At 69.9% G+C, this 11,258-nt stretch carries 12 protein-coding genes; 4 read left to right on the top strand and 8 right to left on the bottom strand.

The genetic code is table 11. The annotated features are described in order from the left end of the window. From ACZ5XS_RS22890 to ACZ5XS_RS22915, 6 genes are read right to left on the bottom strand one after another with little or no spacing between them, the layout of a single operon-like run. Complete coding sequence (locus tag ACZ5XS_RS22890; RefSeq protein WP_468654046.1) at positions 1 to 1,257, bottom strand: cysteine desulfurase; 1,257 nt, start codon at positions 1,255 to 1,257, stop codon at positions 1 to 3. Beyond that, positions 1,254 to 2,039, bottom strand: coding sequence for a Fe-S cluster assembly ATPase SufC (sufC, locus tag ACZ5XS_RS22895; RefSeq protein ID WP_468654048.1), 786 nt, complete (start codon positions 2,037 to 2,039; stop codon positions 1,254 to 1,256). Before sufC ends, ACZ5XS_RS22890 begins: the two co-directional genes overlap by 4 nt. A 7-nt stretch (positions 2,040 to 2,046) precedes the next feature. Further along, complete coding sequence (locus ACZ5XS_RS22900; protein WP_217235703.1) at positions 2,047 to 2,376, bottom strand: non-heme iron oxygenase ferredoxin subunit; 330 nt, start codon at positions 2,374 to 2,376, stop codon at positions 2,047 to 2,049. Continuing rightward, on the bottom strand, positions 2,376 to 3,557 hold the full coding sequence (gene sufD / locus ACZ5XS_RS22905; protein WP_468654049.1) for a Fe-S cluster assembly protein SufD: 1,182 nt from the start codon (positions 3,555 to 3,557) through the stop codon (positions 2,376 to 2,378). The genes ACZ5XS_RS22900 and sufD overlap by 1 nt, the downstream gene beginning before the upstream one ends. A gap of 59 nt (positions 3,558 to 3,616) precedes the next feature. Continuing rightward, the gene (sufB, locus tag ACZ5XS_RS22910) at positions 3,617 to 5,038 is read right to left on the bottom strand and encodes a Fe-S cluster assembly protein SufB (protein ID WP_217235701.1); all 1,422 of its coding nucleotides are present in this window, start codon (positions 5,036 to 5,038) and stop codon (positions 3,617 to 3,619) included. Further along, positions 5,035 to 5,778 carry a helix-turn-helix transcriptional regulator gene (locus tag ACZ5XS_RS22915; protein WP_468654052.1) on the bottom strand — a complete coding sequence of 248 codons (744 nt, stop codon included), beginning with the start codon at positions 5,776 to 5,778 and terminating at the stop codon, positions 5,035 to 5,037. The genes sufB and ACZ5XS_RS22915 overlap by 4 nt, the downstream gene beginning before the upstream one ends. A gap of 160 nt (positions 5,779 to 5,938) precedes the next feature. Between ACZ5XS_RS22915 and ACZ5XS_RS22920 the strand changes: the two genes are divergently transcribed. The 4 genes from ACZ5XS_RS22920 to ACZ5XS_RS22935 all read left to right on the top strand — a co-directional run bounded on the left by ACZ5XS_RS22920 (position 5,939) and on the right by ACZ5XS_RS22935 (position 9,567). After that, positions 5,939 to 6,736 (top strand): AAC(3) family N-acetyltransferase, encoded by a 798-nt coding sequence (locus tag ACZ5XS_RS22920; protein ID WP_468654054.1) that lies wholly within the window; start codon positions 5,939 to 5,941, stop codon positions 6,734 to 6,736. An 81-nt stretch (positions 6,737 to 6,817) separates the two neighbouring features. Continuing rightward, positions 6,818 to 7,741 (top strand): ABC transporter ATP-binding protein, encoded by a 924-nt coding sequence (locus tag ACZ5XS_RS22925; RefSeq protein ID WP_468654056.1) that lies wholly within the window; start codon positions 6,818 to 6,820, stop codon positions 7,739 to 7,741. Beyond that, entirely contained in the window at positions 7,738 to 8,505 is a 768-nt protein-coding gene (locus ACZ5XS_RS22930; RefSeq protein WP_468654058.1) for an ABC transporter permease, read from the top strand. Before ACZ5XS_RS22925 ends, ACZ5XS_RS22930 begins: the two co-directional genes overlap by 4 nt. 54 nt (positions 8,506 to 8,559) lie before the next feature. Continuing rightward, entirely contained in the window at positions 8,560 to 9,567 is a 1,008-nt protein-coding gene (locus ACZ5XS_RS22935; protein WP_468654060.1) for a COX15/CtaA family protein, read from the top strand. A gap of 21 nt (positions 9,568 to 9,588) precedes the next feature. Here the strand turns inward: ACZ5XS_RS22935 and ACZ5XS_RS22940 are convergent, their stop codons facing one another. Together ACZ5XS_RS22940 and ACZ5XS_RS22945 are read right to left on the bottom strand one after the other, a co-directional pair. After that, positions 9,589 to 10,695 carry an amidohydrolase family protein gene (locus ACZ5XS_RS22940; protein ID WP_468654062.1) on the bottom strand — a complete coding sequence of 369 codons (1,107 nt, stop codon included), beginning with the start codon at positions 10,693 to 10,695 and terminating at the stop codon, positions 9,589 to 9,591. A gap of 98 nt (positions 10,696 to 10,793) precedes the next feature. Further along, positions 10,794 to 11,126: a hypothetical protein gene (locus tag ACZ5XS_RS22945; protein WP_468654064.1), complete on the bottom strand. Its 333-nt coding sequence runs from the start codon at positions 11,124 to 11,126 to the stop codon at positions 10,794 to 10,796. Between the last annotated feature and the right edge of the window lie 132 nt (positions 11,127 to 11,258).

Genomic DNA, 11,258 nt, shown 5'->3' on the forward strand with positions numbered 1-11,258 from the left:
TCAGCCGAAGAAGTTCCGTACGTGCTCCAGGCCGTCGACCAGAGCGTCGATCTCGGCCGGCGTGGAGTACAGGTAGAACGACGCTCGCGTGGTCGCAGGAATTCCGTACCGCAGGCAGACCGGGCGTGCGCAGTGATGACCCACGCGTACCGCGATGCCCTGCTCGTCGAGGACCTGGCCCACGTCGTGCGGGTGGATGTCACCGAGCGTGAACGAGATCGCCGCGCCCCGGTCCTCGGCCGTGGTGGGGCCGATGATCCTGAGCCCCGGCACCTCGCCGAGCCTCTTCACCGCGTACTCGGTGAGCGCGTGCTCGTGGGCGAGGATCTTGTCCATGCCGATCGCCGACAGGTAGTCGATCGCCGCGCCCAGACCGACCGCCTGCGCGATGGGCGGGGTGCCCGCCTCGAACTTGTGCGGGGCGGGAGCGTACGTCGACGAGTGCATCGACACGGTCTCGATCATCTCGCCGCCGCCCAGGAACGGGGGCAGGTCCTCCAGCAGCTCCTGGCGGCCCCAGAGCACGCCGATGCCGGTCGGACCGCACATCTTGTGGCCGGTGAAGGCCACGAAGTCGGCCTGCAGGGCCTGTACGTCCATCGGCATGTGCGGCGCGGCCTGCGAGGCGTCGATGCAGACCAGCGCGCCGACCTCCTGCGCCCGGCGCACTATCGCCTCGACCGGGTTGACGGTGCCCAGGATGTTCGACACCAGCACGAAGGAGACGATCTTCGTCTTCTCGGTGATGATCTCGTCGATGTTGGAGAGGTCGAGCCGGCCGTCGTCGGTCAGGCCGAACCACTTCAGCTTCGCGCCCGTGCGCTGCGCGAGCAGCTGCCACGGCACGATGTTGGAGTGGTGCTCCATCTCCGTGATGACGATCTCGGTCTCGTGGTCCACGCGGTAGGGCTCGTCGGCCCAGCCCAGCATGTTCGCCACGAGGTTGAGCGACTCGGAGGCGTTCTTGGTGAAGATCACCTCGTCGCGGCTCGGCGCGTTGACGAACGCGGCGACCTTGTCGCGCGCGCCCTCGTACAGCGCCGTGGCCTCCTCGGCGAGCACATGCACACCGCGGTGGACGTTGGCGTTGTAGCGCTCGTAGTACTCGTTCAGGGCGTCGAGCACCTGGCGCGGCTTCTGCGAGGTGGCCGCGTTGTCCAGGTACACGAGCTTCCGGCCTTCGTGGACCTGACGGTCCAGGATGGGGAAGTCCTTGCGGATCGCCTCGGTGTCGAGGAGGCCCGGCAGCTGTGTCACGCGGATGCGCCACCCTTCGTGTCGACGGCGTCGTGCTTCGCGTAGGCCTCGTAGCCCTCGTTCTCCAGCTTGTCGGCGAGCTCGGCGCCGCCGGACTCGACGATGCGGCCCGCGGAGAAGACGTGGACGTAGTCGGGCTTGATGTAGCGCAGGATGCGCGTGTAGTGCGTGATGAGCATGGTGCCCACCTCGCCGCTCTCACGGACGCGGTTGACGCCCTCGGAGACGACACGGAGCGCGTCGACGTCCAGACCGGAGTCCGTCTCGTCGAGGATCGCGACCTTCGGCTTGAGCAGCTCCAGCTGAAGGATCTCGTGGCGCTTCTTCTCACCGCCGGAGAAGCCCTCGTTCACGTTGCGCTCGGCGAAGGCCGGGTCCATGTTGAGACGCTGCATGGTCTCCTTGACCTCCTTCACCCACGTCCGCAGCTTGGGGGCCTCGCCGCGGATGGCGGTGGCGGACGTACGGAGGAAGTTGGAGACGGAGACGCCGGGGACCTCGACCGGGTACTGCATCGCCAGGAACAGGCCCGCGCGGGCACGCTCGTCGACGGACATCTCCAGGACGTCCTCGCCGTCGAGGGTGACGGTGCCGCTGGTGATCGTGTACTTCGGGTGACCCGCGAGCGAGTAGGCGAGCGTCGACTTGCCGGAGCCGTTCGGGCCCATGATGGCGTGCGTCTCGCCCTGCTTCACGGTGAGGTCGACACCCTTGAGGATTTCCTTCGTGCCGTTCTCGACCTCGACGGTGACGTGCAGGTCTCGGATTTCAAGCGTTGCCATGGATGCCTCAGGACTCCTGGGAAAGGGAGACGAGCACATCGTCCCCTTCGATCTTTACGGGGTATACGGGGACGGGGCGCGTCGCGGGCAGGCCGGACGGTTTGCCGGTGCGGAGGTCGAAGCTGGAGCCGTGCAGCCAGCACTCGATCTGGCAGTCCTCCACCTCGCCCTCGGAGAGCGAGACGTTCGCGTGCGAGCAGATGTCGTGGATCGCGAACACCTCCCCCTCGGTACGCACGACCGAGACCGGCGTGCCGTCGAGTTCCACCCGCTTCGGAGTGTCCTCGTCCAGCTCGCTCAGCCCACAGGCGCGGACGAACGTCGACGGGGCAGTCATCAGACCGACGCCTCCAGCTCCTCGTCGATCTTCGCGAGAAGGCGCTCCTGGATGTCGTCGACACCGATCTGCTGGACGAGCTCGGCGAAGAAGCCGCGGACCACCAGGCGGCGGGCCTCCTCGGCGGGGATGCCGCGGGCCATCAGGTAGAACAGCTGCTCGTCGTCGAAGCGGCCGGTCGCCGAGGCGTGGCCGGCGCCGACGATCTCGCCGGTCTCGATCTCCAGGTTCGGCACGGAGTCGACCCGGGCGCCGTCCGTGAGGACGAGGTTCCGGTTCATTTCGTACGTGTCGGTGCCCTCGGCCGCGGCCTCGATGAGCACGTCGCCGATCCACACCGCGTGGGCGCCCTCGCCCTGGAGCGCGCCCTTGTAGGCGACGTTCGACTTGCAGTGCGGGGTGTTGTGGTCGACCAGGAGGCGGTGCTCCTGGTGCTGGCCGGCGTCGGTGAAGTACAGGCCGAACAGCTCGGCCTCACCGCCGGTGCCGGCGTAGGCCACGCGCGGGTGCAGACGGACGAGGTCGCCGCCGAAGGTGACCACGAACGACTTGAAGGTGGCGTCGCGGCCGATCAGCGCGTTGTGCTGGGCCACGTGCACGGCCTTGTCGTCCCAGTCCTGGACGGAGACGACGGTCAGCTTGGCGCCGTCCCCGAGGACGTAGTCGACGTTGGCGGCGAGTACGGCGTCACCGGTGTGGTCGATGACGACGACCGCCTCGGCGAAGGCTCCCAGCTCGACGACCTGGTGGGCGTACGCGGTCCCGCCCTCGCCGTGCACGGCGATACGGATCGGCTCGGTGAGGACCGTCTCCTTGGGGACGGTGATCACGCCGGCCTTCTCGAACGCCGAGTACGCCTGGGCGGCGACGCGGTCCACCGGGATGCCCGCCTTGCCGAGACGGGCGTCGTCACGGCCGACGAGCTCGACGACGACGCCCTCGGGGGCGTCGACGGCGACCTTCATGCCGTTGCCGGTGGCGACCGCGGTGCCGTCGTGCAGCCCGCGCAGCCGCTCCAGCGGCGTGAACCGCCACTCCTCCTCGCGGCCGTGCGGGACCGGGAAGTCCCGCACGTCGAAGGACGGGGGCGCGCTCATGCGCGTGGCGACGGTCGACTCGGCGGCCACCGCGATCTGGCCCGCGGTGGTAGACCCCACGGGGATGTTCTGAGCCTCAGCCATGGCTGTCGGTCTGCTCTCTTCCTACGTCAGAAATTCGCTGGCTGGTGTGGAGGCGGGCCTTAGCCGACCGCGCCTTCCATCTGCAGCTCGATCAGCCGGTTGAGTTCGAGGGCGTACTCCATGGGGAGTTCCTTCGCGATGGGCTCGACGAAGCCGCGCACGATCATGGCCATCGCCTCGAACTCGGTCAGACCGCGGCTCATCAGGTAGAAGAGCTGGTCCTCGGAGACCTTGGAGACGGTCGCCTCGTGGCCCATGGACACGTCGTCCTCGCGGACGTCCACGTAGGGGTACGTGTCGGAGCGGGAGATGGTGTCGACGAGCAGCGCGTCGCACAGCACGTTCGACTTGGAGCCGTGGGCGCCCTCGCCGATCTCGACGAGACCGCGGTAGGAGGTACGACCGCCACCGCGCGCCACCGACTTGGAGACGATGTTGGAGGAGGTGTTCGGCGCCATGTGGACCATCTTGGAGCCGGCGTCCTGGTGCTGGCCCTCGCCCGCGAAGGCGATGGACAGGGTCTCGCCCTTGGCGTGCTCGCCCATCAGGTAGACGGCCGGGTACTTCATCGTCACCTTGGAGCCGATGTTGCCGTCGATCCACTCCATGGTCGCGCCCTCGTACGCCACGGCGCGCTTGGTGACCAGGTTGTAGACGTTGTTCGACCAGTTCTGGATGGTCGTGTAACGGCAGCGGGCGTTCTTCTTGACGATGATCTCGACGACCGCGCTGTGCAGCGAGTCCGACTTGTAGATCGGGGCCGTACAACCCTCGACGTAGTGCACGTAGGCACCCTCGTCGACGATGATCAGAGTCCGCTCGAACTGGCCCATGTTCTCCGTGTTGATGCGGAAGTAGGCCTGGAGCGGGATCTCGACGTGCACGCCCGGCGGCACGTAGATGAAGGAGCCGCCCGACCACACCGCGGTGTTCAGGGAGGCGAACTTGTTGTCACCGACCGGGATGACGGTCCCGAAGTACTCCTTGAAGAGCTCCGGGTGCTGCTTCAGCGCGGTGTCGGTGTCGAGGAAGATGACGCCCTGCTCCTCCAGGTCCTCGCGGATCTGGTGGTAGACGACCTCGGACTCGTACTGGGCCGCGACACCGGCGACGAGGCGCTGCTTCTCCGCCTCGGGGATGCCGAGCTTGTCGTACGTGTTCTTGATGTCCTCGGGCAGGTCCTCCCAGGACTCCGCCTGCTTCTCCGTGGAGCGTACGAAGTACTTGATGTTGTCGAAGTCGATGCCCGACAGGTCCGAGCCCCAGTTCGGCATGGGCTTCTTGCCGAACAGGCGCAGGCCCTTGAGACGGAGCTTGGTCATCCACTCCGGCTCGCTCTTCTTCGCGGAGATGTCGCGGACGACGTCCTCGTTGATGCCGCGCTTGGCAGAGGCGCCGGCCGTGTCGGAGTCGGCCCAGCCGTATTCGTACTTGCCCAGGCCCTCGAGCTCGGGGTGGGCAGTCTCCGTGGGGAGAGTCATGCGGGGTTCCTCCCGGCCGTGCTTGCAGATGCGTTGTCGGTGCTGTGGGAAATCTTGGGGATGAACGTCGTGCAGACGCCGTCGCCGTGCGCGATGGTCGCCAGTCGCTGGACGTGGGTGCCGAGCAGCTGGGAGAAGATCTCGGTCTCCGCCTCGCAGAGCTGCGGGAACTTTTCCGCGACGTGGGCCACCGGGCAGTGGTGCTGGCAGAGCTGCTCGCCGACCGGTGCGCTTCGCGCCGTAGCAGCGTACCCGTCCGCGCTCAGGGCCTTGGCCAGCGCTTCCGTCCGCCCTTCGGGGCCGGCGGCTTCGATGGCCTTGCGGTACGCGGTGGCCTGTTCGGCGATCCGGGCGCGGGCGAAGGCGACGACCGCCTCGTCCCCGCCGAACCGCTCCTGGATGAAGCGCAGGGCGTCCGCGGCGAGCTTGTCATATGACTGGTCGAAGGCGTCGCGGCCGCAGTCGGTGAGCGCGAAGACCTTGGCGGGCCGGCCGCGCGTACGCGCTCCGTAGACCCGCTGTTCCCGGGCCTCCACGACGTCGTCGGCGACCAGCGCGTCCAGATGCCGGCGTACGGCCGCCTGGGTGAGTCCCAGCCTTCCGGCCAGCTCGGTGGCGGTCGACGGCCCGTGGTCCAGGATGGACCGCGCGACCCGGTTGCGCGTCGAGCGCTCACCGGTCGCTAGCTCCTCCTGCGGGGCCCCCTTGGGGGTCTCCCGAGCCTCGCCGACGTATTTCACAACGCCATTGTTGCGTAATTCCTCTGAGGCAGGCAAGCGGCGCCCCCGCCGCCCGACGGTGCCCTGCGTCACTTAGGCTTACCTAATCTGACCTGCGGAAACGATCTTTGATCGATCAAATCGGTGGCGTTCATGGGCCCGTTCCGGGACACTCCCGCTCATGCCCACACCCCCTCCCACCGGCCCTCTTGTCACGCGGGACACCCTCGCGGCCCAGCTGCGCGCACTGGGTGTCGAACCCGGCGAGACCCTCCTCGTCCACTCCTCCCTCAGCTCACTCGGCTGGGTCTGCGGAGGAGCCGTCGCGGCCGTCCAGGGACTACTCGACGCGCTCGGTCCGGACGGCACCCTGGTGGTCCCCAGCCAGTCCAGCGACCTCTCCGACCCGGCCCACTGGAGCCGCCCGCCGGTGCCCGAGGCCTGGTGGGAGACGATCCGGGCCACCATGCCCGCCTACGACCCGCTCATCACCCCCACCCGCGGCCTCGGGGTGATCCCGGAGACCGTGAGGACGTGGCCGGGCTCCCTGCGCAGCGCACATCCCCAGACCTCCTTCGCGGCGCTCGGCCCGCACGCGGCGGAGGTGACCGACGGACACGCCACCGACTGCAGTCTCGGCGAGAACAGCCCGCTGGCCCGGCTGGAGGCGCTCGACGCCCGGGTGCTGCTGCTGGGCACCGGATACGACACCTGCACCAGCTTCCATCTGGCCGAGTACCGCATACCGGCGCCGCGCGTGAAGGTGGGCCGCCCGGGAGCGGCGGGCTGGGAGGTGGTGACCGAGGTGTCGATCGACTCGGACCGGTTCGACGAGCTGGGCCACGACTTCGAACGGGACCGCCCCGTCGTCCGCGGAAGAGTGGGCGCCGCCGACGTACGGCTGTTCCCGGTGGCGGACGCGGTGGCCTACGCACAGCGGTGGCTGGCGGTGCACCGGCCGCGCGAGGAGGAGATCTGAGGCCCGGCCCGTCCGGGCCCCGGACGGAGATCTCGTACCCGCCGGTCGGGGCCCCCGTTCGCGAACCTAGACTCTGGACCCATGCGAAGTGAGCCCGTGGTCCAGGTCCAGGCCCTGGTGAAGCGGTACGGCAGGAAGACCGCGGTGGACGGCCTCGACCTGGTGGCCGAGGCGGGCGTGACCGCCGTACTCGGCCCCAACGGCGCGGGCAAGACGACGACGGTCGAGACCTGCGAGGGCTACCGGAAGCCGGACTCCGGCACGGTGCGCGTCCTGGGCCTCGACCCGGTGAGACAGTCGCGACAGCTGAACCCCCGGATCGGCGTGATGCTGCAGTCCGGGGGCGTCTACTCGGGCGCGCGGGCCGACGAGATGCTCCGGCACGTCGCCAGGCTGCACGCCCACCCGCTGGACGTGGACGCGCTCATCGAGCGCCTGGGCCTCGGCAGCTGCGGCCGGACGACCTACCGGCGCCTGTCGGGAGGCCAGCAGCAGCGGCTCGCGCTCGCCATGGCGGTCGTCGGCCGCCCCGAACTGGCGTTCCTGGACGAGCCCACCGCCGGCCTCGACCCACAGGCCCGCCACGCCACCTGGGATCTCGTGCGGGACCTGCGCGCCGACGGCGTCTCCGTGATCCTCACGACCCACCACATGGACGAGGCCGAGCAGCTCGCCGACGACGTCGCGATCATCGACGCGGGCCGGGTCATCGCCCAGGGCTCCCCGGAGGAGCTGTGCCGCGGCGGCGCGGAGAACACCCTGCGCTTCAGCGGCCGGCCGGGCCTGGACGTCGGGTCCCTGCTCAAGGCACTCCCGGCGGACTGCACGGCCGCGGAGCTGACGCCGGGCTCGTACCGGATCGGCGGCAAGGTCGACCCCCAGCTGCTCGCGACGGTCACCTCCTGGTGCGCGCAGCACGGGGTGATGCCGGAGAAGATCTCGGTCGAACGGCACACGCTCGAAGACGTGTTCCTGGAGCTCACCGGCAAGGAGCTGCGCTCATGACCACCGGCACCTACGCGCCGCGGCCGGGTGCCGCTCCGCTCCCCCGCATGATCGGGGCGCAGGCCGCGCTGGAGACGAAGATGCTCCTGCGCAACGGCGAGCAACTGCTGCTGACCGTCGTGATCCCCACGTTGCTGCTGGTGCTGTTCAGCTCCGTCGACATCGTGGACACGGGCGCGGGCGAGGCCGTCGACTTCCTGACCCCCGGCGTCCTCGCGCTCGCCGTGATGTCGACGGCGTTCACCGGACAGGCCATCGCCACGGGCTTCGAACGCCGGTACGGGGTCCTCAAGCGCCTCGCCTCCTCGCCCCTCCCCCGCTGGGGCCTGATGACCGCGAAGACGCTGGCCGTGCTGGTCACGGAGGTCCTCCAGATCGTCCTGCTGACGGTGATCGCCTTCGCACTGGGCTGGGAGCCGCACGGCAATCCCTTCGCCGTCCTGCTTCTGCTGGTCCTCGGAACGGCCGCCTTCTCGGGGCTCGGACTGCTGATGGCGGGCACCCTGAAGGCGGAGGCCACCCTGGGCGCCGCCAACCTGGTCTTCCTGCTGCTGCTGGTGGGCGGCGGGGTGATCGTGCCGCTGGACAAGTTCCCCTCCGGCGCCCAGGACGTGCTCGGACTGCTGCCGATCTCGGCGCTGTCCGACGGGCTGCGGGACGTGCTCCAGCACGGTGCCGGGATGCCGTGGGGCAACCTCGGGATCCTCGCCGTGTGGGCGGTCGTGGGGCTGGCGGCGGCGGGGCGGTTCTTCCGCTGGGAGTAGGCCGAAGGCACCTCCGGGGACCCTCGTGAAAGCGTGCACAAGCGGCCCCCTACGATGGGACGCGTGCCAAAAGTGACCCGCGCCGACGCCGTAGCGGCCGTCCGCAATCCGCTCGCCTTCATCGCCGCACGCTGGACCCCGACCCCCCGGACGGTCCGGCGGGCGGCCCTCGCCGCACTCGTCATGTCGGTGCTCATCGTGGTCACCGGCGGTGCGGTGCGGCTCACCGGGTCCGGGCTCGGCTGTCCGACCTGGCCCAAGTGCACCGACGACTCGCTGACCGCCACCAGCGCGATGGGCTTCCACGGCGCCATCGAGTTCGGCAACCGCATGCTGACGTACGTGCTGTGCGCGGCGGTCGGCTGGGCGATCATCGCCGCGCGCTCCGAGAAGCCGTACCGGCGCGGACTGACCCGGCTGGGCTGGGCGCAGTTCTGGATCGTGATGAGCAACGCGATCCTCGGCGGCATCGTGGTCCTGGTCGGCCTCAACCCGTACACGGTCGCGGCGCACTTCGTGGCCACCTCCGCCCTGATCGCGGTCGCCACGGTGATGTGGCGGCGCACCGGGGAAGGCGACGGGACGCCCCGCCCGCTGGTCGGCAAGGCCGTGCGGCAACTGGTGTGGTTCCTGGTCGCGGCCACCGTCCTGCTGATCCTGGTCGGCACGGTCGTCACCGGCGCGGGACCGCACGCGGGCGACTCCAGCGAGGTCGAGCGGATGCCGCTGGACTGGGAGACCGTCAGCAAGGTGCACGCCGTGCTGGCCTGGGTCGTGGTGTCGCTGACGTTCGCCCTGTGGTTCGTCCTCAAGGCGGTCGACGCCCCCAAGGACCCGCTGGCCCGCACCCGCGACCTCTTCCTGATCCTGCTCGCGCAGGGCGTCATCGGCTACGTCCAGTACTTCACCGACCTTCCCGAGATCCTGGTCGGCCTGCACATGCTCGGCTCCGCGCTGGTGTGGATCGCGGTGCTGCGCGTGCTGCTGGCCCTGCGGGAGCGGCCGGAGACGGTGGCCGGGGTGCCGGGACAGTCCAGCGAGGCGACGCTGACGCGGGCGTAGCCGTGAGCTCGCGGCCGTAGCTCACTCCAGCCCGTACACCCGCCTGGCGTTGCCCGCCGCGATCAGCCCCGCCACCCGCTGCGCGTCCGCCAGCGACCACGCCCCCTCGGCGACCCAGGTGCCCAGCACCCGGCTCAGCGCCTCCCGGAACAGCCGCGCCCCCACGACGTGCAGCTCGGGCAGGCCCTGGGCCCCGCTGGAGAAGAGGATCTTGCCGAAGGGGGCCAGCTCCAGGATCTCCGCGAGGACGGTCGCGGCGCGGGCCCCGGTCCGCACCAGCGCGGCGCCCGAGTCGGCGTACACGTGCGGGAAGACCCCGGCGAGGTGGGCCGCGTGCCGGTGGTACGGGTAGCCGTGCAGCAGCACGAGATCCGTTCCGAGGCCGGCCGTGGCCCGGACGAAGTCCGTGAGCAGCACCGGATCCGTACGGTCGATGCGCAGTCCCGGTTCGCCGAGACCTGCGTGCAGTTGCAGCGGCAGGCCGGAGGCGACCGCGATCCACAGCAGGTGCCGCAGCAGCACGGGGTCGCTCAGCTCCCCGCCGACCCGGCGTCCGGCGAGCCAGCGGCCGGCGGCGCCGCGCACCTCGCCCGGTCCCGGCGGCTCGGGCGCGAGCGCGAGTCCGTGCCGTACGCCCGCCACGGAGGTGAAGGCCACCGCGCCCGAGGCGGCGCCGTGCACCGACTCGGCGAGGTTGGCGAGGAAGGACTCGACGGTGCCCGAGGTGTCGGCGACCTGCTCGGCGAGGAGTTCGAGCCGCACGATCTCGCGGGCCTGGGCCTCCGCGGTGGAGGCCATCTCCACGGGCCCGGTCAGGTCACCGGGCAGCCCGGTGTCGACCAGATACGTCGTGATCCCGCTGCCGCGCAGCAGCCTGCGGCCCGATTCCAGTACGCCGAGTTCACGGCGCCGGGCGAGATAGCGGGCGGGCGGGCAGTGCGGCTCCAGACCGAGCAGCGGGGGGCACCAACGGCGTAAGGCGAACCCGGTCTGCGTGTCGAAGAGGGTCGTGCCCGGCGCGGGCGGACCCTCGGTCCGGGCCAGCTGGGCCTCGAAGGTGCCGAGGCCCAGCTCCGTTCTCAGGACGCCGTGACAGTACTGGTCCACGAGGGACGGCGTTTCGATCATCCCGACTCCCCATCTCGGACTCTGGCTTTCTCAGGTCCTAACGGGTGAACCGGGCATCAGGTGTTGGGCGTACACACCCCGTGCGAATCGCCGGAAGGTCAGTCGTTGGACGGGCCGCCCACCTGGATTCCCGCCATGCGGCTCCATTCGTACGGGCCCGTCTTCACCTTGGCCGCGAACTCACCGTCGAAGTCCTCGTGGACGGTGATCCCGGCCTTCTTGGCCGCCTGCTCGGCGAGCGCGTACGAGGGGGCGACCACGTCGCCCCAGGCGCCGTCCTCGCCGACGAGCACGATCCGGGCGCCGCGCTCCCCGAGGTACGCGATCTGGCCCTCGGCGCCGCCGTGCTCCTTGGAGAAGCCGCTGATCTGCTTGGCGAGCCGGGTCACTTTGCGCTCGGCCTTCGGGTCCACCTGCTGCGTGTCTGCCATGGCCAGGATGCTACCGACGGGTAGATCAAACGGCGACGGGCGGGGGGGGGGGGGGGGGGGGGGGGAGCCCCCCCCCCCCCCCCCCAACAAAGACGAGAAGGGGAAAAACAAAAAACGAAAAGAAAAAAGAGA

Source organism: Streptomyces sp. NPDC033131, assembly GCF_055578365.1.